We start from the raw sequence: 24538 nt of genomic DNA, 5'->3' as shown, positions 1-24538 counted from the left end.
CATGAACCGGGCATGTGGAACCAGTCGGACCCAAGAGTCGTTGGAGCGGATGTGACGCGGGTAGGTCGATGGATCAAGCGGTTCCTGGAGAAGCCGGGAAGCGTCGATCTCGCCCCCTTCCAGCGGGTCGCGGCGGAGGCGGCCGGGCGCGCGGCCGAGGCCGGCCGGCGCGACGAGCTTCGCCCCGCCCTCGTCGACCCGGCCTGGGTCGGCAGCGCCGACTTCTGCGCGGTGATGCGGGAGGCGGCCGTCCGAGCGCTCGGCCAGCGGCCGTACGACGTGCAGCTCGCGGGCATGCTGGCGCTGCTGGAGGGCCACGTCGCGCAGATGGCCACCGGCGAGGGCAAGACGCTCGTGGGGGCCATGGCGGCCGCCGGGTACGCGCTGCGCGGGGCCCGGGTCCACGTGGTCTCGGTGAACGACTACCTCGCCCGCCGCGACGCCGAGTGGATGGGCCCGCTGTACGAGACGCTTGGCCTGACGGCCGGATGGATCGCCGAGACCTCCACGCCGGAGGAACGCAGGAAGGCGTACGCGTGCGACGTCACGTACGCGGCGGTGAGCGAGCTCGGCTTCGACGTGCTGCGCGACCGGCTGTGCACCGACCCGGCCGAGCTGGTCGTGCCGGCCCCGGAGGTCGCGCTCGTCGACGAGGCCGACTCGGTGCTGGTGGACGAGGCCCGGGTGCCCCTGGTGCTGGCCGGCGCGGCCGACGCGGGGACGGCCCTCCCCGAGATGGCGGCCCTCGTACGGCGGCTGTCGCGCGGCTACCACTACACGATCGACGAGGAGGGCCGGGCCGTCTTCCTCACCCCCAAGGGCACCGACACGGTCGAGAAGGCCCTCGGCGTCGACCTCTACGAGCACCCCGGCGTGGTGACGCAGGTCAACCTCGCGCTGCACGCGCACACGCTGCTCACCCGGGACGTCGACTACATCGTCAGGGACGGCAAGGTCGAGCTCGTCAACACCTCGCGCGGCCGGGTCGCGGCGCTGCAGCGCTGGCCGGACGGGCTGCAGGCCGCCGTGGAGGCCAAGGAGCACCTGCAGGCGTCGGAGACGGGCGAGATCCTCGATTCGATCACCGTGCAGGGTCTCATCCACCGCTACCCCCGCGTGTGCGGCATGACCGGCACCGCCGTCGCCGTGGGCGAGCAGCTCCGCGAGTTCTACGACCTCTCCGTCGTGGTCGTCCCGCCCAACCGCCCCTGTGTACGGGTGGACGAGCCCGACCGGATCTTCGCGACCGTGGAGGACAAGGAGGGGGCGCTGCTGGACGAGATCGAGACCCGGCACGCCACCGGGCAGCCGATCCTCGTCGGCACGCTCGACGTCGCCGAGTCCGAGCGCCTGGCCGGGGCCCTTGAGGCCAGAGGGCTCGCCGCGACCGTCCTCAACGCGAAGAACGACGCCGAGGAGGCGCAGATCATCGCGCGGGCCGGACGGCGCGGGGCCCTCACGGTCTCCACCCAGATGGCCGGGCGCGGCACCGACATCCGGCTCGGCGCGGGCGACCCCGGCGAGGAGGACGAGGTCGCCTCGCTCGGCGGGCTCTACGTCATCGGCACCGGCAGGCACGACAGCAGCAGGCTGGACGACCAGCTCCGGGGCCGGGCCGGGCGGCAGGGCGACCCGGGCGGCTCGGTGTTCTTCGTCAGTGGGCAGGACCCGCTCCTGACGGTCTACGCGCCGGACCAGTCGCTGCCGCCCGCCGACGCCGACGGCGCCGTACGGAAACCCGACGCGCACGCGCTCGTGGCGCACGCCCAGCGGGTGGCCGAGGGCGTGAACCTGGAGATCCACCGCAACACCTGGCGGTACACCCGGCTGCTGGAGCGGCAGCGGGCCGAGGTGCTCGAACAGCGCGACCGGGTGCTGAACGGCGACACCGGGGCGCGGGCGCTGGAGTCGGCCTGCCCGGAGCGCTACCGCGAGCTGTGCGAGACGGCGGGCGAGGAGGCGGTCGAGCGGGCGGCCCGGCAGATCGTGCTGTACCACCTCGACCAGTGCTGGACCGAGCACCTCGGCTTCCTGTCCGACCTGCGCGAGGGCATCCACCTGCGCGCGCTCGGGCGGCTCAACCCGCTGGACGAGTTCAACCGGGAGGCCGTGCCCGCCTACCGGGCGATGCTGGACGAGGTCGAACGGCGCTCCCGGGAGACCTTCGAGAAGGCCGACGTCACCCGCGATCTGGCGGACCAGGGCCTCAAGCGGCCCACGGCGACCTGGACCTACCTGGTGCAGGACAACCCGTTCGGCTCCGAGTGGGACCGGGTGTTCAACCGGGTGGCGGGAGCGCTGCGGGGCCGCAGGAGGTAGCCCCGCCTCTCCCGCGCGCCCCTACTGGGCCTCTTCGCCGCTCGGCCGGCGGGTGACCCTGCTGTGCACCGCCTTCGCGCCCACCGCGACGAGCGCGCACACCACGATCGCGGCGGAGACGGCGGGAGCCGCGTCGTCGCCGCCGGACGGGTCGCCGGTGGCGGACACGGGGGTGACGGCCTGGACCGACGCCGTACCGGTCGTGGCGGCCGGTGTGGTCCCGGCGCCGCCCGCCGGCGCCGCCGGGGACGCGCCGCCCGCCGCGTCCTGCCCGCCGGCGAAGGGGGCCATGGCCGCAGCGGCGGCCTGGGCCTGGTCGGCGGGAGCGGAAGAGGCCGGCGTGAGCGGCTGCGCCGGGGCCGCCTTCGCGGCCGCTTCGGGGGCCGCCTTGGCAGCCGGCGTGGAGGCGGTGGTCTGCGACTCCTCGGAGGGGGCGGGGGCCGCGGTCGGGCAGGGCGGCGGAGGCTCGGCCTGGTCCCGCACGCCGTACGCGCCGGTGGAGAACGGCTTGGGCGCGCCCGTCTTGCCGCGCCCCTTGCCCCACTCGGTGATCACGTACTTCACCGGGATGTGGCCGAGCCCGCCCGCGCCCTCGACGGTGAGCGAGTCGCTGTCCCAGGTGCCGCCGGTGAGCTCGGCGAACGTCTTGCCGTCGAGATCGAGCATGACCCCGCTGCTGGAGGGAACGCCCGGGCCGCGGTCGCCGACGAAGAACTCGGCCTTCTTGCCCTGGTAGATCACATAGCCCTTGGTGCCCATGGGCCAGCTCGGGCTGGCCGCCAGGCCCTTCTGCATCGGCTCGCCCGACGCGGGGGCTCCGGTGTCGCCGTTGACGCCCGATCCGTCGTCCCAGAAGTAGGACGCGGTCGTCTTGCCGGCGTAGAGCACCGTCTGGCCGTCGGCCGTGGGACAGCCGACCTCGGGAACGGCCGGGGTCTCGGCCGCCTCGGCGGCGTCTGCGGGGAGGGAGGCCGCCGCGAGGGAGAGGGCGGTCACGTGCTGCTCATGGGGGTCCGCGTAGCTGGAAATGGGGGATCTCCTGACTGGTCACGGTTGGGTAACCGGACACTAAACCAAGAAGACCCCAAATCTCGACATTGCGGACGAAAGTTTTACTTTCTGGACGAACACCCCATCGCGTGTCAAAGTCAGATGTGGACGCGCCCTCCTCCCAGGGGGGCGGAGCGGGAGGAGGGCACGCTCCCCCATGACGCACGGGAGGCCGACACCTGCCGACGGCGAGCACACTCGACAGGAGGGCACAGCCGGCACCGATGAGTGAGCCGCCGCCGGCTCGGCCCTGACATGCCATGACGCGTGACCGCCAGACAGGAGCACACCCGTGACAGACACGACCTCCGTCCTGCTCGAACGCCTGCACGCGGCCGGTCTGACCGACGTCGTCGCGGTCGAGCCGGCCGCCGGAGGCCTCGCCGCGATCGCGGGGCTCGCGCGCCGCGGTGACGGCACGCCGGTGTTCGTCAAGGCGTTCGGCGAGCCGCCGTCGGACGACGCCTTCGCCGCGGAGGCCGAGGGGCTCACCGTGCTCCGCGAGACGGGCGGCGTCGCCACACCCGAGATCATCCTCGCGGACCGCGACCTGCTCGTACTGTCCGTGCTGCGGCCCCGGCCGGGCACCGGGGCCTTCTGGGAGCAGCTCGCGCATGCGCTCGCCCACCTGCACACCACCACGCGGCACCCCCGGTTCGGGTGGCACCGGGACAACTGGCTGGGCCGTCGCCGGCAGGTCAACAACTGGGACGACGACGGGTACGAGTTCTTCGCCCAGCACCGTCTGCTGCGCTGGCTCGGCGAGCGTCGCGTCCGGGAGGCGCTCGACGTCGCGGACCGAGCGGCGCTGGAGCGGCTGTGCGACCGGCTGCCCGAGCTGCTGCCCGTCCGGCCCGCGTGCCTGACGCACGGCGACCTGTGGGCGCTGAACGTCATGGCCACCCCTGACGGGCGGCCCGCACTGATCGACCCGGCCGTGTCGTACACGTGGGCCGAGGTCGACCTGGCCCACCTGTGGACGACGGCGCCGCCGCCCGAGGCGCACGTGTTCTTCGAGCTGTACGCCGAGCTGACCGGGCTCGACCGCGACTGGCGCGAACGGATGCCGATCCTCCAGCTACGCCAGCACCTGGCCGTGATCGCTCAGTTCGACCCCGACTGGGGCGCCGCCGATCTCGTGCGCGCCACGCTCGCCCCGTTCCGGCGACGGCCCTGAGACGAGCTCCGAAGACGACCCCCGAAGGATCTGTGGAGCCGGCCGCCAAGGGGCGCCGCTCAGGCGTCGCCCCCGCGCAGAACGGCGGCCGGGACCGGGATCGCCGGGAACGGGTTGTCCGGCAGGAGGATCAGACGGCGCGGGCCGCCCTGCGCCACACCTCCCGCCGCGGCCGAGGCGGCGTCCCGGGCGGCGTCCTCGGTGGCGGCGAGGTGCAGCAGCGCGGTCCCGATCCCCGCGGCGCCCACCATGTAGCCGGTGTCGGCCGTGAACTCCTCCGGCCGCAGCCGGCGGTACGCCTGGTACCAGCGGAAGCCGTCCTCCTCGTCCCCGGCCGCGCGTCCGATGAGATCGGCGGCGAGGGTGCGGGCGAAGGCGAGGTACGGCTCCCGCCCGGTGGCCGCGTACAGGCCGGTGAACAGTTCCAGCAGCCCGGCCGTGCCGCAGCACAGGCAGGCCACGTCCCAGTGGCCGGGCGGGGCGTGCTCCGGCAGCCCGCTCTGCACGATCCCGTGGGCGAGGCGCTCCACCCAGTCCAGGTCGCCGGGGTCTCCGGTGACGCGGTGCAGTTCGTGGAACATCCGGGCCACCCCGGCCGCGCCGGAGCAGAAGCCGAGGTAGTGGAGGCGGCGCCCCTGCGGCAGGTGGTGCGGGACGCGGGCGCACCTGTCGGTGACCACGCTGACCGTGCGGACGAAGTCGGCCCCCCGGCGGGCCGCCGCGAGGAACCGCGCGTCGCGGGTCACGCCGTGCAGCCGGGCGAGCAGGAACGCGGTGCCCGCCGTACCCGACAGGAACCCCGGCGTGACGGCGTCCACGGGCAGGTCGGGGCAGGCCTTTCCGCCGAAGCGGTGGCCGGGCACGGCGAGGGCCGCGATGCGCCCGCCCGCCTCGACGGCCACCTCCTCGTACGCCGACACCCCGAGGAGGCCCGAGGCGTGCAGCAGCGCGAGCACGATCCCCCCGTCGCCGCGCAGCGCCGGGTCCCCGGTCCAGCCGACGCCGTCGTCGAACCGGCGGACGTCGCGCACCAGGCCGTCGGCGGCGGCGCGGGCCGCCTCGTGGACCTCCTCGTCGCCGGTCGCCCAGCCGGTCTCGGCCATCGCGAAGAGCATCCCCGCCCGGCCGTGGTAGAAGGTCGGATCGCGCTGCTCCCGCCACGTCGCGGCGAGCCGCCGCGCCCCCGCGAGCGCGTCGTCCTGATACGTCTGGTCGCCGGTGGCGGCGGCGGCCTCCAGGAAGAACAGCACGACGCCGGCCGCCCCCGCGTACACGGAGGAGGCGTTCCCCGCGCCGGCCGACCGGCCCCGGGGATCGGGATTGGCCAGCCAGTGCCGTCCGAGGGCGTCGTCGACGGCCGCCGACCTCACCCAGCGCGCGGCCATGACGGCGGCGGTGGTCGGCGTCTCACATGGCCAGGTACTCATCGCCCGATTCTCCCACGAATCCGGTAGGAAATTAAGGCTACCGTCTCCCAGTAGAAGCCTACGGCGAGGTGAGACCCGGATCACACTCATCCTGGTCAGGTGGGATGAGGGGTGAAGGATCGGGGATCGCGCCGCAGCGGATGTCCCTCGGGGATCTCGACGAGCACGATCGGCAGGCCGTCGGGGTCCTCGATCCACATCTCCACGAGGCCCCAGGGTTCCAGCCGGGGCGGGTGCGACACCCGCACCCCCGCCCCGGCCAGCCGTTCGTGCTCCCGCCGGACGTCGCGGACCTGGAGCCACAGCGCCGGGCTCTCCCGCGCGCCGCCACCGTGCGAGGAGACCTCCAGGAATCCGGCCCCGAGGAAGAACACGACCCCGGGGTCCTCGGCCGGTCCGAACTCCCGGCTCACCGCCAGGCCCAGGACGTCCCGGTAGAAGCGGCGGCTCGCGGCCCGGTCGGCGGAGCGCACGAGCACGCGGCCGCTCAGCACCTCCATCAGCGCCTCGCTGGGTGATCGGCGTGTGGTTGTCCGTACGGCCTCATCGCGGCGTCCTTCCCGTTGTGGTGATGACGGGGGGTCCTCCCCGTGGCGCTCCCCCGGCGGGAGTCACGTGACGGTCGTGCCCATCCGGGGCATGCGACTAAAGGAGGGATTACGGCAAACGACGGCCAAGGGAGGAGACGCGGCCAAGGGTCTTTCGTCCCCCGGAACGTGACGGACGGCGGTGCCGCCGCCGGCGCCGGGGACGGGACGCTGGTCACGCGCCGAACGAGGCCGTAGGACCCGACTGTGAAGAAGAGGAACGCATGACTGAGAACACCGCACCCGCCGGCCTGCCGCACCTGGAGAAGCTGGACCGCGACGACTGCCTGCGGCTGATCTCCCCCGGGGGCGTCGGCAGGATCGCCTTCACCCACCCCGGCGGCCCGGTGATCCTGCCGGTCAACTACACGGTGGAGCAGGGCGCGGTGCTGTTCCGCACGGCGCTCGGCGGCCCGATGGACGCCGACCTGCGCACGGGCGTCAACGGGGCCGACTTCATGGTCGCCTTCGAGGTCGACCGCATCGACGAGAGGACGCGGGAGGGCTGGAGCGTGCTCGTCCGCGGCGGAGCCCACCACGTGACGGGTGACGTGCACAAGGAGGTCGAGACGTGGGCGGGCGGCGAGCGCCCCCTCTACATCAGGATCGAGCCGGTCGAGATCAGCGGCCGGCGCATCCGGCACGGCTAGCCGTGGACGCCTGGGTCGTGGCCCACCCGGGACCGGTCGAGACGCGGCCCCTGGAGCGGGCCGGACTGCCGGACCCCGTGCCCGGGCCGGGGGAACTGCTGATCCGCGTCGAGGTGTGCGCCGTCTGCCGCACCGACCTGCACCTCGCCGAGGGCGATCTCCCCCCGAGGCGGCCCCGTACGGTTCCCGGGCACGAGGTGGTGGGGCGGGTGGCGGCCCTCGGCCCGGACACGGCGGGGCCGCCGCCCGGTTCGCGGGTGGGCGTGGCGTGGCTGCGCTCGACCTGCGGCCGGTGCCGCTACTGCCTGCGAGGCGCGGAGAACCTGTGTCCCGCGTCCGCCTACACGGGCTGGGACGCCGACGGCGGCTACGCCGAACTGCTGACCGCCCCCGCCGCGTACGTCTACCCGTTGCCGGAGGACGCTCCGGCCGAGACGCTGGCGCCGCTGCTGTGCGCGGGGATCATCGGATACCGCGCGCTGGTCCGCGCCGATCTGCCGCCGGGTGGCCGGCTCGGGATCTACGGCTTCGGCGCCTCGGCGCACCTGACCGCGCAGATCGCGATCGCCGAGGGCGCGACCGTGCACGTGATGACGAGGTCGGCGGCGGCCCGGGAACTCGCGCTCCGGCTGGGCGCGGCCTCCGCCGGGGGCAGCGCCGACCCGCCGCCGGAGCCCCTCGACGCGGCCATCCTGTTCGCCCCGGTGGGCGACCTCGTGCCGGTCGCCCTCGCCGCGCTCGACCGGGGCGGGACGCTCGCGGTCGCCGGGATCCACCTGACCGACATCCCGGTGCTGAACTACCAGCGTCATCTGTTCCAGGAGCGCGCGCTGCGCAGCGTCACGGCCAACACCCGCGCCGACGGCCGGGAGTTCCTCCGGCTGGCTTCCCTCCACCACCCTCAGGTCACGACCACGCCCTACTCCTTCTCGGCCGCCGACCGGGCGCTGGCCGACCTCGCCGCCGACCGGGTGGAGGGAGCCGCCGTACTGATCATGGACGGGTGACGGGCGGGACCACCCGGCCCAGGTCGTCGTTTTCGTACGAGACGTCGGAGTCGACGTCCACCACGCCGTCCACCCGCCAGATGTCCTCCAGCAGCGTCCTGAGCTGGGAACGCCGCTCCACACTGCCCTCCAGGTAGACGATCCCGTCCTCGACCCGGAGGGAGCACCGCCCCGAGCAGGGCCCGATCACCTCGAGGACGTCGTCGCGGATGTCCTCCGCGGAGCGGCAGAACACCCTGATCAGGTCGGATTTGCGGACCAGCCCGGTGATGCGCCCGGTCTGCTCGTCCACCACCGGAAGATCCTTGATCCGGTTCCGGTGCATGAGCCAGGCCGCCTGCCGCACCGGGGTGTCCTCGGTGACCGTGATCGCGGGAGTGCTCATGAGATCGCGCACCAGCCGGCCCGCCGCCTTCCTCCGCTCCCGGTGACGCGTGGGCCCCTCGAAGAGCAGGTCGCCCATCCGCCGGTCCATGTCCTTCAGCAGCAGGTCGTCCTCGCTGACCATGCCCAGCACCCGCCGCTCGCCGTCCACCACGGGGACCGCTCCGACGTGGAACCGGCACATCGCGGTCACCACCTCGCCGAACGAGGCGTCCGCCTCGACCGCGACCACGAACCTGTTCATGACGTCCCGGACGGTCATGGGCATCGCATCTTCCTCCCCGTCCCTCCTCAGACTTCGTCATACCCACCCGTACGGCGACCGACGAACGTCCCCCCGGCATGGGACCTATGGCCCTCCGGGGGCGGACCGGATCATGTTTATCGCCAGTACCGTGGAGACGTGCAGAACGCCGCGATCCTCACCGTCGACGACGATCCCTCTGTCTCGCGTTCGGTGGCGCGCGACCTACGCCGCCGGTACGGCGACCGCTACCGCGTGATCCGGGCGGAGTCCGGGTCCACCGCGCTGGAGGCGCTGCGGGAGATCAAGCTGCGCGGCGAGCAGGTCGCCGTGCTCCTGGCCGACTACCGGATGCCCGGGATGAACGGCATCGAGTTCCTCGAGGCCGCCATGGACGTCTTCCCGCTGGCCCGCCGTGTGCTACTCACCGCGTACGCCGACACGGACGCGGCCATAAACGCGATCAACATCGTGGATCTCGACCACTACCTGCTCAAGCCGTGGAACCCGCCCGAGGAGAAGCTCTACCCGGTGCTGGACGCGCTGCTGGAGGCGTGGCTCGCCACCCCCGCCGTGACGATGCCGGAGACCAAGGTCGTCGGGCACCGCTGGTCGGCGCGGTCGTTCGCGGTGCGCGACTTCCTGGCCCGCAACCTCGTGCCGTACCGCTGGATCCGGGCCGACGAGGCCGAGGGCGCACGGCTGCTCGCCGCGGCCGGGCTGGCCGAGGCGGACGTGCCGGTCGTGATCACCACGGACGGCAAGGCCCTGGCCCGGCCCACGGAGACCGACCTCGCCGCGCACGTCGGCATGGCCACCACCCCCGCCTCCGACCTCTACGACCTCGCCGTGATCGGCGGGGGCCCGGCCGGGCTCGGCGCGGCGGTCTACGGCGCGTCCGAGGGCCTGCGGACCCTGCTGGTCGAGCAGCGGGCGACCGGCGGCCAGGCGGGGCAGAGCAGCCGGATCGAGAACTACCTGGGCTTCCCAGACGGCGTCTCGGGCGCCCAGCTCACCGACCGCGCCCGCAGGCAGGCCCAGAAGTTCAACGCCGAGATGCTCACCACCCGCGAGGTCGTCGGCCTCGAACGGCAGGACCCGGTCACGCTGCTGCGGTTCTCCGACGACACGGCCGTCGCGGCGCACACGGTCGTGCTGGCCACGGGCGTGTCGTACCGCCTCCTGAACGCGCCCGGCCTCGCCGATCTGACCGGCCGCGGCGTCTTCTACGGCTCGGCCGCCATCGAGGCCCCGAACTGCTCCGGCGAGGAGATCTACATCGTCGGCGGGGCCAACTCGGCGGGCCAGGGGGCGGTGTACTTCTCCCGCTTCGCCCGGAAGGTGCACATCCTCATCCGGGGCGACGACCTCACCCGGTCGATGTCGCGCTACCTGATCGACCAGATCGAGGGGATCGCGAACATCGAGGTCCACCCGAACACCGAGGTCGTGGGGGGCGAGGGACGCGACCACCTGGAGCGGCTGACCCTGTGCGACCGGCGGTCCGGCCGGGTCGCCACCGTGCCGACGTCGTGGCTCTTCGTCTTCATCGGCGCCGAGCCGCGCACCGACTGGCTCGGCGACGTGGTGGCCCGCGACGGGAACGGATACGTGCTGACCGGCTCCGACCTGCTCGCCGACGGAAGCCGCCCGGCCGGGTGGGCGCCGTCCAGAGACCCCTACCACCTGGAGTCGAGCATGCCGGGCGTCTTCGCGGCCGGCGACGTGCGGGCCGGATCGGTCAAGCGCGTCGCCTCGGCCGTGGGCGAGGGCGCGATGGCGGTCTCGCTCGTCCACCGCTACCTGGAGGGCCGATGACCGAGACGCTGCCGCCGCACGAGCTGCGCACCCTGTTCCTCTTCGAGTCGCTGGACGACGGCCAGCTCGCCGCCCTGTCGGCGGAGGGCCGGGTGGAGACCCGCGCCGCCGGCACTCTCGTCTACGGCGAGGGCGAGCCCGCCACCTGCTTCTTCGTACTGCTCAGCGGCACCGTCGCGATGAGCAGGCGGGTGCAGGGCGACGAGGTCGAGGTGAGCCGCACCGGCCAGCGCGGCGTGTACGGCGGCGCCACCCAGTCGTACATCACCGGGGAGCCGCACCAGCTCTACCTCAACTCGCTGCGCGCGGTCACCGACGCCGAGTTCTTCGTGCTGCCCGCCGAGGTGATCGCCGAGTGCGTGCGCGAGTGGTTCCCGATGGCGATGCACCTGCTTGAGGGGCTGTTCATCGGCATGCGCGCCACCCAGACGGTCGTGGGCGAGCGGGAGCGGCTGCTCGCGCTCGGCTCGCTGTCGGCCGGGCTCACGCACGAGCTGAACAACCCGGCCGCCGCCGCCGTGCGGGCCACGTCCGCGCTGCGCGGGCGGGTGGCGGGCATGCGGCAGAAGCTCGCCATGATCGCCGACGGGCGGCTGGACGGCAGCCAGCTGCACGATCTCGTGGAGCTCCAGGAGGACGCGGTCAAGCGCGCCGCGTCCGCCCCCGAGCTGTCCCCGCTGGCGCGGTCCGACGCCGAGGACGCCATCGCCGACTGGCTGGACGACCACGACATCGTCGGCGGCTGGGACCTCGCGGCCACGCTGGTGGCCGGGGGCCTCGACGTGGAGTGGCTCGGCCAGATCGCCGGCGCGGTGGGCGAGGAGAACCTGGAGCCGGCGGTGCGGTGGCTCACCTACACCATCGACACCGAGCTGCTGATGGGCGAGATCGACGACGCGGTGAACCGGATCTCCAGCCTGGTCGGCGCGGCGAAGCAGTACTCCCAGCTCGACCGGGCCCCGTACCAGACCGTCGACGTGCACGACCTGCTCGACGCCACGCTGACCATGCTCCACGGCAAGATCCCGCGGGGCGTGCGCACGGTCAAGGAGTACGACCGGTCGCTGCCGCCGATCCCGGCGTACGCGGCGGAGCTGAACCAGGTGTGGACGAACCTCATCGACAACGCGCTCTGCGCGATGAACGGCGAGGGCACGCTCACCATCCGCACCTGGCGGAAGGACGGGCACCTCATCACGGAGATCGGCGACACCGGGCCCGGCATCCCGCCGGAGGTCCGGCCCCGCATCTTCGAGCCGTTCTTCACCACCAAGCCCGTCGGCGAGGGCACCGGCCTTGGCCTGGACATCTCGTATCGGATCGTCGTGAACAAGCACCACGGAGACATCCGGGTGGAGTCCACGCCCGGGGACACCCGGTTCCGGGTCGTCCTCCCCATCACCCAGGCCCCCCGCGACGACGCGCGTTAGGTCGTGCCCGATGCCCCGTACAGTGAGGGGCATGGGCATGGTCAGCACCGTCGGTCTCGTTCTGCACCCCGAGCGCGACTCGAAGGAGGCGATCGACACCATCGTCGAGTGGGCGCGCAACCGGGGCTGCCCGGTGCTGGGCCTGCCCGACGAGGTCGGGCGCATCGACTGCAGCGCGGTCGCGGTGGACGACCAGACGCTGGTGCGGCAGGCCGACCTGCTGGTCAGCCTCGGCGGCGACGGCACGATGCTGCGCACCATGCGCCTGATCGCCGGGCGGCCGACGCCCGTCCTCGGCGTCAACCTGGGCCGGCTCGGCTTCCTCGCCGAGATCGACGTCGCGGACCTCGCGCCCGCGCTGTCGGCGATCGACGAGCACAGGTACACGGTGGAGCCGCGCATGGCGGTCCGGGCGACCACCCATGACGGCCGGACGGTGACCGCCTTCAACGACATCGCGCTCGTCCGCATCCCCGGCGACGGGCTCGCCGCCGTGGCCGTCTCGGTCTACGGCGAGCCGTTCGTCCGGTACGCCGCCGACGCGGTGATCGTCTCCACCGCCACCGGGTCGACGGCGTACAGCTTCTCGGCCGGCGGCCCGATCGTCTCCCCCACCGTCGAGGGCTTCATCGTCGTCCCGGCCGCCGCGCACACGGCGTTCAACCGGGCGCTCGTGCTGTCCGCCGACGAGGAGGTGACGCTCGACGTGCTCCCGACGAGCGGACAGCTCGCGATGGAGGTCGACGGCGCCATCGGCGGCCACCTGTGCCCGGGCGACCGGCTCACCGTGACGGCGCTGCGCGCCGCGGCCCGCGTGGTGCGGCTCGGGACGACGACCTTCTACGAGCGGGCCCGCCGCAAGCTGCGGGTGAACGGCAGCGCCGAGGTCGACTAGGTCAGGCGGCGCGCAGCAGGTTCTCGATGTCGGCCAGCTCCTCCGGGCTGAGCGGCGGCGCGGCCAGCGCGGCGGCGTTCTGCTCGAACTGCTCCACCGAGCTCGCCCCGACCAGCACGGACGTGACCCGCCGGTCGCGCAGGATCCACGTCAGCGCGAGCTGCGCGAGCGACTGGCCACGCGCCTGGGCGATCTTGTCGAGGCCGCGCAGGGTGTCCAGCAGCCCGGGCGTGAGCCGGTCACGCGTGAGGAAGTGGCCGATCGCCATCCGCGAGTCCGCCGGCACCTCGCCGTCGAGGTAGCGCTCGGTCAGCAGGCCCTGCGCCAGTGGCGAGTAGGCGATGCAGCCGGCCCCGGACCGCTCGAGGACGTCGAGCAGCCCGTCCTCCGCCCAGCGGTCGAGCATCGAGTAACGCGGCTGGTGGATCAGGAGCGGGGTGCCCAGGTCGCGCAGCACCGCGGCCGCCCTCTCGGTCTCCTCCGCGGAGTAGTTCGAGATGCCCACGTAGAGCGCCTTGCCGGAGCGCACCGCCGTGTCGAGGGCGCCCATCGTCTCCTCGATCGGAGTGTCCGGGTCGGGGCGGTGGGAGTAGAACACGTCGACGTAGTCGAGGCCCATCCGGCTCAGCGACCGGTCGAGACTCGCCAGCAGATACTTGCGCGACCCCCACTCGCCGTACGGGCCCGGCCACATGTCGTAGCCCGCCTTGGTCGAGACGAACAGCTCGTCGCGGTAGGGCCGGAAGTCCGCCCGCAGGTGGCGGCCGAAGTTCTCCTCCGCCGAGCCGTACGGCGGGCCGTAGTTGTTGGCCAGGTCGAAGTGGGTGACGCCGAGGTCGAAGGCGCGGCGCAGGACGGCGCGCTGCACGTCGAACGCGTGGCCGTCGCCGAAGTTGTGCCACAGTCCGAGGGAGATCTCGGGAAGCAGCACGCCGCTCCTTCCGCTGCGCCGGTACCGCATGTCGTCGTACCGGGCGGGGGCGGGGACGTAGGGGTGCGGGATCATCCGTGACCTTTCGCTCGTGCGGCCGGGACCGGTCCTTCACCGGCGCCTTCCAAGGACTACCAGGAAACCGCACGTGTCGACGGCCGCCCACCTTGGGGCCGCCCGCCCTCAGATCGGGTCCCAGGGAACCGACTCGTAGACCTCGACCAGCGTCCGGGTGAAGTCGTCGTCCACGGGGAGCGTGACGTCGCCGATCCGCCCGACGGGTGCGACGCCGCGGGAGTTGGCCACGAAGGCCGACCGGTACGACGGCAGGCCGGCCAGCCGCACCGGCCCGCGCCGCGACCCGATCCCGGCGGCCGGGAGGCGGGCCTCCAGGAGTTGCATGGTGACGCCGCTGAGGCTGGGCGCGTCGGGCCACACGACCGACGAGCCGTCGAAGAAGCCCACGTTGGTGACGCCGCCCTCGGCGACGGTGCCGTCCGGACCGGTGAGCAGGACGTCGTCGAAGCCCTCACGCTCGGCGATCTTCCGGTGGTAGAGCTGCCCGAACCCGCCGAGGTGCTTGACGTGCGCGACGGGCCGCTCGTACGGCACCGGCTTCAGGCTCTGCGGCCCGGACGGCGGGGGCGCGGGCGGCAGCACGGCCACGAGGAGGCTCACCGCGTCCCGGCCCTCCGGCCAGAAGGCCATCATCCGCACGGAGGCGTCGCGCGCGTCGCCGGCGAGAGCGTGCCGGACGCGCTCGCGCACCAGGTCGCCGTCGAGTCCGGCGCCGAACAGCTCCCGGTTGGCGGCGTCGAGCCGGGCGAGGTGCAGGCCGAGCCCCTGGGCGCGGCCGTTCCTGACCTGCAGGGCGGTGAAGTGGCCGTAGTTGACGAGTGCGGGATGCCATAGCGCCTCGGCCGTGGGTGGGCGGCCGTCGATCTCGACCCGGAGGAACACGATCTCCACGCTACAGGGCCGCCGCCGACGGGGAAGAAGGGCACCCGCGGGCGCTCCGTCAGCGGACGCCCCGGGGGCGGAACTGCACGCTGATCCGGGCGCCGGTCACCGTGGACGACTTCGGGACCGCGTGCTCCCAGGTGCGCTGGCAGCTTCCTCCCATGACGATGAGGTCGCCGTGGCCCAACTCGTGACGCAGCGCCGTGCCCCCGCCGCGCGGGCGCAGCAGCAGCGGGCGCGGCGTGCCGAACGACAGGATCGCGACCATCGTGTCCTCCACGCTCCCCCGCCCGATCGTGTCGCCGTGCCAGGCGACGCTGTCCCGGCCGTCGCGGTAGAGGCACATGCCCGCCGTGACGAACCGCTCGCCGAGTTCCTTCTCGTAGTGGGCGTTGAGCAGGTCCCTGGCCTCGGCCAGCACCGGGTCGGGAAGCTCCTCGCCCTCGTCGTAGAACTTCAGCAGCCGGGGGACGTCCACGACCCTGTCGTACATGTGGACGCGCTCCGCGTGCCACGGCACCCCGTCGCGCAGCCGCTCGAAGAGCGCGTCGGCGCCCTGGACCCAGTGCCGCCGGACGTCGACCCAGGCGCCGCGCTCCAGCGGAGTGCGCCGCACCGAGGCGCCGAGCGGCCCCATGTGAACATCCTCGCCCCAGTCCAGCAGTGAGGCCTGAAAAGCCGTCATGAGTCCATTGTATTAGAACAACCATTCGATCATGATCGGCTCGCCCGCCACAGGGCGACCGCGAGCCAGACACCGCCGATCGCGAGCAGCAGGCCGTGGGCGACTCGCACCGCCGGCGACCCGAAGAACTGGGGGATGAACAGCGCCATCCCCGCGGCCAGCGGAGCGCCGCTCCACCGGGGCAGCACCTTCGAGCGCCCGGCGGAGACCGCGGCCAGGACGGCGCCGACGCCGAGCAGCGCGAGCCCGGACGCGAACATCGCGATCGCCACCGGGCCGAAGCGGAACTCGTCGACCAGCGCCAGCAGCGAGACGTCGCCGTCCCGCACCGCCCGCGCTCCGACGACGTTCAGCCCGAAGTCCTCCGCGCCGTAGTACGGCAGGGTCAGCCCGGCGCCGATCCAGGTCACCACCGTCGCCCGCAGGGCGAGGGGGCGGTCCAGCACCAGGTAGAGGCCGAGAGTCCCCAGCGCGAGCAGGACGAACCCGACCATCGCGAACAGGTGCGCCGCGACCCAGGCGGGCGACGCCATCGTGGCGGCCCCGGACAGCGCCGTCTCGTCCCCGTACGGCCGGACCAGCGGATAGAGGAGGAACAGGACTCCGGCCACGAGAAAGGACAGCCCGGTCAACCGGGCACGGGCGGGCAGGACGGCGTTCATGGGGGGCTCCATCGGCGAGCAGGGTTGGGACATCGCTCCGTTTCGAGAGCAATGCTCTCTCTTAGGAATGGCGATGTCAACACAGTCCCACGCTCTCAAACGGACAGGTGTGGCAGGTCTGTCACCTGAAAGGAACTGCGGCGGCAGACGGGACACAATGCGGACGAGAAGGAGATCGAACACATCCTCCAGGCGGAGGTCCTTCGGTCCGATCTCCTCGCCTGACGGCACGACGGCCGCTGACCGCGCTCCGGGTTATCCGGCGGTGGTGGAGTCCGCGACGACCGGGGCGAGATCGGCGACGATCTCGGCGGTCAACTCCTCCTGAGCGGTCAGGGCGGCGGCGAGCCCGTCGGGGTCGTCGGCGTCGAGCGTCATCGCGCACCCCCTCCGGATGGCCTCCAGGTCGACCGCCCCGCGCCTGGTGGCCCACCAGCGGCCGACGTCCGACCGCCAGATGATCCAGCCGGTGTGGACTCGCGCGATGTCCTCCAACGTGGTCATGTCACCCATCTCCAACGGCTGCTCGCGGAAGTGGGCCAAGTCAAGCGCGTCCACGACGGCGGCGGTATCAGCCAGGAGACGTCCAATCACAGCCAGTAGCCACGCGAACACGGAAACTCCCGTAGTGTCAGCGTGTCACGCCGACGCTGCGTGCATGTGGTCGCGCGAGAAGCGGTCATGCGAGGAGGGGTGCGACATGCCGGCCAGCCACCGTCATCCGCCGAATCGCCGGCTCGCATGGGAACGCCTGCAGCGCGGGTGGTCCTACGAGGAACTGTGCGAACGCATCCGTACGGCCATGCGGGCGTGCGGGGAGAAGGACACGGGCCTCACGGCGAACACCGTCCGCCGGTGGGAGACGGGCGAGCGGTGGCCGGACCCGCGCTACCGCAAGCATCTCGTGACGATTTTCGGCAAGTCCGCGAGCGAACTGGGACTGCTCACCCCCGACGAGATGGCCATGCGGCCGGTGACGGAGGTGGTGGACGAGATTGGGAGGCTGCTGAGCATGATCACCGCAGACGGCATCGACCGCTCCACGTTCCTGCGGAACCTCTTAGGCGCGGGCGTGCTCGCCCCGCTCCTCGGCGAGGGCGGCGAGCGTCTCCCGGCGGCGGTGGAGCGCGGGCGCGGGGTCGACGCCGAGTCGGCCGAGGCGTTCGCCCGGGTCGTCGACCGGCAGGCCGCGCTCTACTGGACCTCGCCCCCGGAGGAGATCTTCCAGGCGTCGGTCGCCCACACCCGGCTCGGCACGAGCCTGCTGCGCGCCGCTCCGGAGGGAGCCGTGCGGCAGACGCTCGCCGAGGCGGCCGCGCGCTCTGCCCTGCTGTCCGGCAGGGTGGCCTTCTTCGATCTGGAGGAGTGCCACACGGCCACGCGGCTGTTCCGGCTGGCCCTGTCGGCGACCCGGGAGTGCGGAGACCACGCGCTCGCCGCCGCCGTGCTCGCCCACGCGGCGTTCGTCCCCGGCTTCGACCGCCGCCGCTCCGACGCGCTGGGGCTGCTCGACGCGGCGTTCGCACACGCCTGGCACGGCGTCGGCCCGCTGACCAGGGCGTGGCTCCACTGCGTCGCCTCGGAGATCACCGCCCGGTGCGGCGAGCCCAAGGAGTGCATGCGGCACATCGACCGGGCCGACCAGATGATCGACACGAGCGGGGACGACCCTCCCTGGCTGGACTTCTTCGAGCGCGCCCGGCTCGACGGCTTCGCCGGATACAGCGCGCTCACCGCCGGCCAGCACGAGGAGGCGGCCCGCCGGCTGCGCACGGCACTCGACCACCTCGGCCCGAACGGCGGCAAACAGCGCTCGGTGCTGTTCGCCGACCTCGCCGCCGCCCACGCCCCGGCCGACGGCGACCAGGCCGCCGAGCACCTCAGGCGGGCCGTCGAAGCACTGGAGGAGCACTGGTACGCGATCGGCCATGATCGCGTCCGTGGGGTGCTGGAGGCGCTGCCGCCCGCGGCGGCGACGCGCCAACTGGGCGAACGGCTGACCGACCTCGGCCGCGCCCGGTTCTCCGAGCTCACGATGTGACCGCGGCCGCGCCGGCCACGATCAGCCGCCACTCCGGACGCCCGGGAGGCTCTCAGTCGCCGTTGTGCTTGCGGACCAGGGCGGGTAACTCGTCGAGCGAGTCGACGTGGAACAGGCACGCCCGGGCCACCGACTCGTCCTTGAGGACGTGGCCCCAGGGGCCCCGCCGTACGAGGGCGGTGCGCAGCCCGGCCCGCTGCGCGGGCCGGATGTCGTTGTCGATCCGGTCGCCCACGTAGAGAACCGACCCCGCGGGACAGCCGGCCTCCGCCACCACGCGCTCGAAGAAGGCCGGGGCGGGCTTCTCCACGCCCCAGCCGTCGGAGGTGCCGATCACGTCCACTGGCAGGCCGAGGGCGCGCAGGATGCCCTCAGCCCGGGCGGTCTGGTTGCCGGCGAGCCCGACACGCAGCCCCATCGCCCGCAGTTCGGCGAGGCACGACCGCGCGTCGGAATAGAGGTTCTCCTCGCCGAACGTCTCGGCCTGCCCCTCGCGGGCCCGGCGCTCCCGTTCCGCGTGGAGGTCGAACCCCGGCCGGAAGTGCTGGAAAGTCTCCCGGTAGTCCCCGCCACGAGCGATGACGGCGCCGAACACGGCGGAGAAGGTGTGCCGTGGCACTCCGAGCCAGTCGGCCCAGGTGCCGTACTCCCGGGTCTCGTCCACGAGGGTCTCTCCGACGTCGAAGAAGACGGCCTCCAGCCGCATCGCCACCTCCAGTCACTCGCGTTTCGAGAACGATACGCGGAGGACCGGGGTTTCACTGCCCTCGCAGGACAGCCGGAAGCGTCACGAGGCGCAGCCGTACGCGCCGCGAGCCGGATGGCATAACGGAGCTTATTCGAGTTGTACGAACACTGTGACGGTCGAGCCTTGATCGGCCAAACTGGATGCCGCACAAGGCCGCCTCCACGGCTTCGCGCAGGGCGAGCACGGTGCCCACATCCCACAGGCGGCGATGCCAGGGCCGCCAGGATTCCAGCAGTTCCTGCACGCGGGGGCGACTGGACCGGGCGCCATGTTCTCTCGCAGGGCTCTCTGGCCGATCTGGAGTCGCATGGCGATCGCGAGTACGAAGGGCTGATCGTCATGCAGGACAAGGTGCCCGCCCCGCAGGTGGCGCTCAAGTCTCCGCACTGGGTGGCGAAGGAAGAGGTGCGTCACCGCCTGCTCACTCAGTTTCCGCAGGTGACGGCCGTCCGTGCGAGTGGCGGGCTGCTCTTCCGCGTACGGGCGCGCGATCATGTCTCGGCGGTGCAGCAGGTGACCGAGCTGTTCGACCGGGTGCGCAACAGGGTGCGGTATCGGCGCGGCCAGACGGCGCTGGACGTCTATCCCAAGGTGTTCCTCACCGGCCTGGCCGACCCGCAGGACTTCCGGCGGGGCGATCCGGCGGTGACCGTGCTCTCCCTGGAACGGGTGGGCGTGCTCTACGATCTGCCCGACTCCGGCGCCCACGGCCTGCGCATCGACGACGCGCTCGAACTGGCCGCGCCGCTCACGGAGAGCTCTCCGAGCACCGCCGTCGCCGGAGCGTGGGCCGCGATCGAGTCACTGCTATTCTGCGACACCGACGAGGCGCACCGCGATGACGGCCGGGCGGTGGCCGCGGATCGCGCCGCAGCCCTGGTGACCGCCGGATGGCCGCGCGCCGAACTGACCGCGCTGAGCTACGACCTCCGCATCCGCGAGGCAGACCCGCGTCTGCGACGCGACCTCGACGTGACGCTGGGCCGGGTGGAGCGTTATCTGCGCGGCTGCTTCCGGCGCCTCTACCGCCAGCGCAACATCGTGCTGTACGGCGGATCGACGCGTTCCATCGCGCTGCCCTCGACCGTACGGACGGCGGGGCCTCTCGTCGGGGCCGCGCTCGACCGGCTCGCGCACGGTCACGCGGTCTCCGGAGTCGCCCCGCTCGACATGGCCGGCCGCGCGGAGCTGGCGTTGCGGGTGGTGGAGGACGCCGACGGCTGGGGCCTGCACGAACTGCTCGGCGCCTGAGACCGCCATGAGGCCGTCTGACCATTTACTTCCGGTAATCGACCAGATTAAATCTCTATTTCCAGATCCATGGTGGTCTGGGTCACAAGCGGTGTCGTGCCAGAGCGTACGAGGAGTGATGCCCGGTGATGTTCGCACTGGTGAAGCGGATGGCCTGCGCTCTCGGCCGGGGATTCGTACGGCTCGGGCGATACTGGGCCGCCCAGTTCGGCGTCCCCGGCGCGGTGCTGTGGTCTCCCGAGCCCGATCCGGTACGGGAGATGGACGAGGCCGAGCACTGGGACTGGTCGATCCCCTACCTCTGGTACGAGGCCTCCCAGCACTGACGCCAGCCGTTCCGGTACCCGGATCCCGCCGTGAAGTTGTTGCCGAGCGTGGCGGCCACCCGCTCGTCCGGCCGGACGGTGACCGTCCGGCCGTCCGTCTCGACGTACTGAAAAAGATCAGCGCGCCACGGCCGGAGCCGGGACGCGCTGAGCTGCTTCGTAGAAGCGGTGTCACGAACCGCGGTAGTGAACCGCGGTGATGGTGCGCCGCCAGGGACTCGAACCCCGGACCCGCTGATTAAGAGTCAGCTGCTCTAACCAACTGAGCTAGCGGCGCCCGCACCACAAGAGTAGCGGCATCCGGAGGTCTCCCGCGCCAGGGCGCGGCCGCGCCCTGTCCTGCTCTTACGTCGCCGGGGTATTCCCATTCCGTGCTCCGGGATAGGTCAGTGACGACGAAGGGAGAGTCACCCATGACACCGGATCTCTGGTCGTATCCCGACACCGTGTACGGCGCCGGAGGGCAGATGGACATCGTCGGATACGACGTCCAGGCCGTGGACGGGAAAATCGGATCTGTGGACGAGGCCACCTACGAGGCCGGCCAGAGCTACATCGTCGTCGACACGGGCCCCTGGATCTTCGGCAGGAAGGTCATGCTCCCCGCGAGCGTGGTGAAGAGCATCGACCGCGAGGATCGCAAGGTCTTCGTCACCAGGACCAAGCAGGAGATCAAGAACGCACCGGAGTACGACGAGGCGGCGGTGATGCAGCCCGAGTACCGGGACCGCCTGGCCGACTACTACGGGCGCTTCCCCCACAGCGAGGCCCTGTGACGGCATGACCGACTGACAGCATGACGAAGTGAGGGGCCGCGCCGCGACGGCGTGGCCCCTCACCACGTGCGGGCCCGCCCGGCCGGGCGGGCCCGCACGTCAGCCGGACGGAAAACCTTCATGGCCAGGTGGCGTCGGATGTCGGATTCGTAGGAGCGACGATGCGCAGTTTCTCCAGCAGCGTGACGAACGTCGAGGCGTACGGCGACGGGGCCACGACAGAGGCGACCCGGTCCCAGTCCACCTGTTCGCGCATCGCCCGGACCATCGGCAGCAGCGAGCCGTAGTCGCAGGCGTGCTCGGACAGCGGCATGATCCAGGAGATCACCAGGTCGGTGGCTTCGAGGACGGGCAGGCTCAGCGCGGCGACGTTGATCGGCTCGGCCCGGGCCAGCATGGCCTCGGTGACGGGCCGTTCGGCGAGCGAGAAGATCAGGTCGACGAGCACGCCTTCCTCGTCGAACGCCTTGACCAGCCAGTCCTCCGGTGGTCTCGCGGTCCGGAAACCCAGGCTCTCCAGGGTCTTCAGCGCGAGCGGGACGTCTTCCTCCAGCAGAGCGAAGTCGACGTCGTGCAGCGATGGCGCGGCGCCCCTCGCATATCCGGCGCAGCCTCCGGCCAGGGCGAAGCGCACCCCGGCCTCCTTGAGCCCGGAGCCGGCGCGCTTGAGCGTTTCGAGAATCGCGTCGGTGACTTCGTGACTGTGACTACCCACTCACGTCGCTTGCCCAGCAATGTTCGCCGCAAACAATCGAGGGTAGGGCGCGCTCATGACCGAGACCCTGCAGGAGATCAAGCGCGCCTACGAGGGCGAGGAGAACCGTCCGCTCTCCTCGTACACACGGGTTCTCGCGGTGTACGGCGGGGCCGTTTCCGCGTTGCTGGCCACGGCCAAGCTGACCGGCCGGAAGCCGCCCGAGAAGATCGGCCCGATGGACCTCATGCTCATGGGCCTGTTCACGCACCGGCTCTCACGGACGCTGGCCAAGGACCCGGTGACCAGCCCGTTACGCGCCCCCTTCACCCGTTATGAGGGCGTCTCCGGCCCGGCCGAGCTGAACGAGAAGGTCCGTGGTCACGGGTTGCAGCACGCCGTGGGCGAGCTGCTGACCTGCCCGTTCTGCCTGTCCCAGTGGGTGGCGACCGGATACGCCGCGGGCACGGTGTTCTTTCCCCGGCTGACCCGGCTCGCGGGCGCCACCATGGCGGCCGTGGCGATCTCCGACTGGCTCCAGTTCGCCTACGTCCGGCTGATGAAGGCCTCCGAATGAGCGAAGTGCTCGAACCCCTGGAGAACACCGACGAGAACCCGAAGGAGCGGGTCGACCGCGAGCTCGGTGAGCTGCTGCAGGGTCTGCGGGTGGCCGCGACGGGCGTGCAGGTGCTGTTCGCATTCCTGCTGACGCTCCCGTTCTCCTCCGGTTTCGGGAAGATCGACACGACCGGGAACTGGCTGTTCTACATCGCCGTCGTCAGCGCGGCGTTCGCGTCGATCTGCACGATCGCTCCGGCGACCCAGCACCGCATCCTGTTCCGGTCAGGACTCAAGGAACTGCTGCTGCGCCGGGCCAACCGGCTGGGCGTGGCCGGGGCGATGTCCCTGGCCGTCGCCATGGCCTGCTCCACCGCTCTGGTCCTGGACGCGCTGACCAGCGCCTGGCCCGCCGCGGCGGTGGGAACGGGAGTGGCGCTGCTCTGCGCCTGGCTGTGGTTCGTCCAGCCGCTGCTGTCGCTGCGCCTGGTCAGGAACGACGCCTGAGACGGGGAGCGCGACCGCGGTTCACCGCGGTCGCGCTCCGCTTCGTACGCGCGGCCTACCGTCCGTCCTTCAGTCTCGGCAGGATCTCCGCGGAGTAGAAGGAGAAGAACCCCTCCTGCTCCGGGCCGATCTGGGCGATGTAGACCTCGTCGAAGCCCGCGTCCACGTACTGGCGGATGGCGTCCAGGTGCGCCTCGGGTGAGGACCCGCAGGGCGTCGAGGCGGTGGCGGCCTCCTCCGTGACGAGCTCCGAGAGCTGCTCGAAGTGCCGCGGCAGCGGCAGGAGCTGGGCGGCCTCACCTGGAATGCCCTGATTGGGCCAGAGCCGGTGGACGGTCTTGCGCGCCTCGGCCTCGTCGTCCGCCCAGCAGACCTTGAGCCCGGCGGCCGACGGCTTGCCCTCGCCGCCCGCCTTGTGGAACGCCTCCACCATGTCGCCCGCCGGAGCGGTGTGGATGTATCCGTCGCCCAGCCGGCCGGCCAGCTCCACCGACTTGGGCCCGAAGCCCGAGATGTAGATCGGCGGAGGCTGGTCGGGAAGCGAGTACAGCCGCGCCGTGTCGACCTCGTAGAACTCCCCGTGGTACGTCACCAGCTCACCCGTCCACAGCTCGCGGATGACGTCGACGGCCTCCTCCAGCATCCGCTGCCGCTCTTCGGCGGGGGGCCACTGGTCGCCGAGGATGTGCTCGTTGAGCGCCTCGCCGGTGCCGACCCCCAGGCGGAACCTCCCGTCGAGCAGGATCTGGGCGGTGGCCGCCGCCTGAGCGATGATCGCCGGGTGGATGCGGATGATCGGACAGGTGACCGCGGTCGTCACCGGCAGCGAGGTGGCCTGCGAGACGGCTCCGATGACGGACCACACGAAGGAGCTCTCCCCCTGCTCGTCGAGCCAGGGGTGATAGTGGTCGGAGATCCAGAGAGCCTCGAACCCGGCCTCCTCGGCTAATTTCGCCTGCCGTACGAGCTCCTTGGGATCGTGTTCCTCGCTCGACAGAAAATATCCGAAAGTAGTCATGTATCACCACATGCCCGAATCAGGTCAAGCAAACGTAACAATGTGTGCTTTGGCCGCAAATTCATTCGGGCTCAGGACTGGATGATGTTACGTGCCCCCTCGCGAGGGCAGTGGAGGGCCATGGCTACTCTGCTTTGGATCATCGCCGTGGTACTGGTCATCGCCGGGATCTACGTCATCCTGGCCCGTCGGGACATCCTCTGGGGGATCGTCCTCATCGTCCTCGGGTTCCTCATCGGCCCCGGGGGTGTCAGCATCTTCAATCCCTAGCCGCGTACACCCTGATCTGGCACCACTCTGATCTCATACGGAACGGCGACCGGTTCCAACAACCGGTCGCCGTTCCGTATCCGGCGGACGCCCGCCGGGGCGCGTCGTCCGCTCGCCCGGCGG

26 protein-coding genes and 1 tRNA gene are annotated in these 24538 nt (G+C 71.8%); 14 read left to right on the top strand and 13 right to left on the bottom strand.

All coding sequences use genetic code 11. The annotated features are described in order from the left end of the window. The first annotated feature begins 51 nt into the window (after window positions 1-51). Window positions 52-2319: an accessory Sec system translocase SecA2 gene (gene secA2, locus FED44_RS31320; protein WP_244302433.1), complete on the top strand. Its 2268-nt coding sequence runs from the start codon at window positions 52-54 to the stop codon at window positions 2317-2319. A gap of 21 nt (window positions 2320-2340) precedes the next feature. Here the strand turns inward: secA2 and FED44_RS31315 are convergent, their stop codons facing one another. Next, complete coding sequence (locus FED44_RS31315) at window positions 2341-3315, bottom strand: hypothetical protein (RefSeq protein WP_396698246.1); 975 nt, start codon at window positions 3313-3315, stop codon at window positions 2341-2343. Window positions 3316-3661: 346 nt separating this feature from the next. Here FED44_RS31315 and FED44_RS31310 point away from each other — a divergent pair, with 346 nt between their 5' ends. Next, complete coding sequence (locus tag FED44_RS31310; protein ID WP_138462923.1) at window positions 3662-4546, top strand: fructosamine kinase family protein; 885 nt, start codon at window positions 3662-3664, stop codon at window positions 4544-4546. 59 nt (window positions 4547-4605) lie between these two features. Here the strand turns inward: FED44_RS31310 and FED44_RS31305 are convergent, their stop codons facing one another. Continuing rightward, window positions 4606-5973, bottom strand: coding sequence for a lanthionine synthetase LanC family protein (locus tag FED44_RS31305; protein WP_138462922.1), 1368 nt, complete (start codon window positions 5971-5973; stop codon window positions 4606-4608). A gap of 95 nt (window positions 5974-6068) precedes the next feature. Further along, complete coding sequence (locus FED44_RS31300) at window positions 6069-6473, bottom strand: VOC family protein (RefSeq protein ID WP_117408489.1); 405 nt, start codon at window positions 6471-6473, stop codon at window positions 6069-6071. Window positions 6474-6784: 311 nt separating this feature from the next. Between FED44_RS31300 and FED44_RS31295 the strand changes: the two genes are divergently transcribed. Continuing rightward, window positions 6785-7210 (top strand): pyridoxamine 5'-phosphate oxidase family protein, encoded by a 426-nt coding sequence (locus FED44_RS31295; protein WP_117408488.1) that lies wholly within the window; start codon window positions 6785-6787, stop codon window positions 7208-7210. A gap of 2 nt (window positions 7211-7212) precedes the next feature. After that, the gene (locus FED44_RS31290; protein ID WP_138462921.1) at window positions 7213-8217 is read left to right on the top strand and encodes a zinc-dependent alcohol dehydrogenase family protein; all 1005 of its coding nucleotides are present in this window, start codon (window positions 7213-7215) and stop codon (window positions 8215-8217) included. On the opposite strand, the gene FED44_RS31285 is transcribed toward FED44_RS31290, so the two are convergent. Beyond that, window positions 8204-8869 carry a CBS domain-containing protein gene (locus tag FED44_RS31285; protein ID WP_117408486.1) on the bottom strand — a complete coding sequence of 222 codons (666 nt, stop codon included), beginning with the start codon at window positions 8867-8869 and terminating at the stop codon, window positions 8204-8206. The genes FED44_RS31290 and FED44_RS31285 overlap by 14 nt on opposite strands. Before the next feature lie 135 nt (window positions 8870-9004). On the opposite strand from FED44_RS31285, the gene FED44_RS31280 reads away from it, so the two are divergent. From FED44_RS31280 to FED44_RS31270, 3 genes are read left to right on the top strand one after another with little or no spacing between them, the layout of a single operon-like run. Further along, window positions 9005-10663, top strand: a complete 1659-nt coding sequence (locus tag FED44_RS31280; protein ID WP_117408485.1) for an NAD(P)/FAD-dependent oxidoreductase — start codon at window positions 9005-9007, stop codon at window positions 10661-10663. Beyond that, window positions 10660-12093, top strand: coding sequence for an ATP-binding protein (locus FED44_RS31275; protein ID WP_138462920.1), 1434 nt, complete (start codon window positions 10660-10662; stop codon window positions 12091-12093). The genes FED44_RS31280 and FED44_RS31275 overlap by 4 nt, the downstream gene beginning before the upstream one ends. A 31-nt stretch (window positions 12094-12124) precedes the next feature. Next, window positions 12125-12988 (top strand): NAD(+)/NADH kinase, encoded by an 864-nt coding sequence (locus FED44_RS31270; protein ID WP_182875462.1) that lies wholly within the window; start codon window positions 12125-12127, stop codon window positions 12986-12988. Between the two features lies 1 nt (window position 12989). On the opposite strand, the gene mgrA is transcribed toward FED44_RS31270, so the two are convergent. The 5 genes from mgrA to FED44_RS31245 form a co-directional block, all read right to left on the bottom strand. After that, the gene (mgrA, locus tag FED44_RS31265) at window positions 12990-13994 is read right to left on the bottom strand and encodes an L-glyceraldehyde 3-phosphate reductase (protein WP_138462919.1); all 1005 of its coding nucleotides are present in this window, start codon (window positions 13992-13994) and stop codon (window positions 12990-12992) included. 108 nt (window positions 13995-14102) lie between these two features. Next, a complete protein-coding gene (locus FED44_RS31260; RefSeq protein ID WP_208759274.1) occupies window positions 14103-14879 on the bottom strand; it encodes an aminotransferase class IV in 777 nt (258 codons plus the stop codon). Between the two features lie 58 nt (window positions 14880-14937). Continuing rightward, window positions 14938-15564, bottom strand: a complete 627-nt coding sequence (locus FED44_RS31255; protein ID WP_117408481.1) for an alpha-ketoglutarate-dependent dioxygenase AlkB — start codon at window positions 15562-15564, stop codon at window positions 14938-14940. Window positions 15565-15593: 29 nt separating this feature from the next. After that, window positions 15594-16226, bottom strand: coding sequence for a hypothetical protein (locus FED44_RS31250; protein ID WP_138462917.1), 633 nt, complete (start codon window positions 16224-16226; stop codon window positions 15594-15596). Between the two features lie 255 nt (window positions 16227-16481). Continuing rightward, window positions 16482-16784: a hypothetical protein gene (locus FED44_RS31245; protein WP_244302431.1), complete on the bottom strand. Its 303-nt coding sequence runs from the start codon at window positions 16782-16784 to the stop codon at window positions 16482-16484. A 142-nt stretch (window positions 16785-16926) separates the two neighbouring features. Here FED44_RS31245 and FED44_RS31240 point away from each other — a divergent pair, with 142 nt between their 5' ends. Next, the gene (locus tag FED44_RS31240) at window positions 16927-18267 is read left to right on the top strand and encodes a helix-turn-helix domain-containing protein (protein WP_138462916.1); all 1341 of its coding nucleotides are present in this window, start codon (window positions 16927-16929) and stop codon (window positions 18265-18267) included. Between the two features lie 52 nt (window positions 18268-18319). On the opposite strand, the gene FED44_RS31235 is transcribed toward FED44_RS31240, so the two are convergent. Continuing rightward, window positions 18320-18973, bottom strand: coding sequence for an HAD family hydrolase (locus FED44_RS31235; protein ID WP_138462915.1), 654 nt, complete (start codon window positions 18971-18973; stop codon window positions 18320-18322). A 381-nt stretch (window positions 18974-19354) separates the two neighbouring features. Here FED44_RS31235 and FED44_RS31230 point away from each other — a divergent pair, with 381 nt between their 5' ends. Next, complete coding sequence (locus tag FED44_RS31230) at window positions 19355-20266, top strand: hypothetical protein (RefSeq protein ID WP_138462914.1); 912 nt, start codon at window positions 19355-19357, stop codon at window positions 20264-20266. A 125-nt stretch (window positions 20267-20391) separates the two neighbouring features. Then, window positions 20392-20592, top strand: a complete 201-nt coding sequence (locus FED44_RS31225) for a hypothetical protein (RefSeq protein ID WP_138462913.1) — start codon at window positions 20392-20394, stop codon at window positions 20590-20592. Window positions 20593-20792: 200 nt separating this feature from the next. Here the strand turns inward: FED44_RS31225 and FED44_RS31220 are convergent. Further along, window positions 20793-20869: transfer RNA gene (locus FED44_RS31220), tRNA-Lys, on the bottom strand. Between the two features lie 136 nt (window positions 20870-21005). Between FED44_RS31220 and FED44_RS31215 the strand changes: the two genes are divergently transcribed. Further along, a complete protein-coding gene (locus tag FED44_RS31215) occupies window positions 21006-21368 on the top strand; it encodes a PRC-barrel domain-containing protein (RefSeq protein ID WP_117408475.1) in 363 nt (120 codons plus the stop codon). Between the two features lie 118 nt (window positions 21369-21486). Here the strand turns inward: FED44_RS31215 and FED44_RS31210 are convergent, their stop codons facing one another. Beyond that, window positions 21487-22083: a nucleotidyltransferase gene (locus FED44_RS31210; RefSeq protein ID WP_117408474.1), complete on the bottom strand. Its 597-nt coding sequence runs from the start codon at window positions 22081-22083 to the stop codon at window positions 21487-21489. 55 nt (window positions 22084-22138) lie between these two features. On the opposite strand from FED44_RS31210, the gene FED44_RS31205 reads away from it, so the two are divergent. Further along, window positions 22139-22639 (top strand): DUF1360 domain-containing protein, encoded by a 501-nt coding sequence (locus FED44_RS31205; RefSeq protein ID WP_117408473.1) that lies wholly within the window; start codon window positions 22139-22141, stop codon window positions 22637-22639. Continuing rightward, window positions 22636-23127 (top strand): DUF6328 family protein, encoded by a 492-nt coding sequence (locus tag FED44_RS31200; RefSeq protein ID WP_117408472.1) that lies wholly within the window; start codon window positions 22636-22638, stop codon window positions 23125-23127. Before FED44_RS31205 ends, FED44_RS31200 begins: the two co-directional genes overlap by 4 nt. Window positions 23128-23182: 55 nt before the next feature. On the opposite strand, the gene FED44_RS31195 is transcribed toward FED44_RS31200, so the two are convergent. Next, window positions 23183-24145 (bottom strand): TIGR03557 family F420-dependent LLM class oxidoreductase, encoded by a 963-nt coding sequence (locus FED44_RS31195; RefSeq protein ID WP_138462912.1) that lies wholly within the window; start codon window positions 24143-24145, stop codon window positions 23183-23185. 120 nt (window positions 24146-24265) lie between these two features. Here FED44_RS31195 and FED44_RS36135 point away from each other — a divergent pair, with 120 nt between their 5' ends. Continuing rightward, the gene (locus FED44_RS36135; protein ID WP_165900798.1) at window positions 24266-24415 is read left to right on the top strand and encodes a GPGG-motif small membrane protein; all 150 of its coding nucleotides are present in this window, start codon (window positions 24266-24268) and stop codon (window positions 24413-24415) included. Window positions 24416-24538 lie beyond the last annotated feature (123 nt).

It is taken from the genome of Microbispora triticiradicis (assembly GCF_005864065.1).
Lineage (GTDB): Bacteria > Actinomycetota > Actinomycetes > Streptosporangiales > Streptosporangiaceae > Microbispora > Microbispora triticiradicis.
The sequence above is the reverse complement of the archived record's forward strand: the minus strand, read 5'-3'. Positions and strand labels throughout refer to the sequence as shown.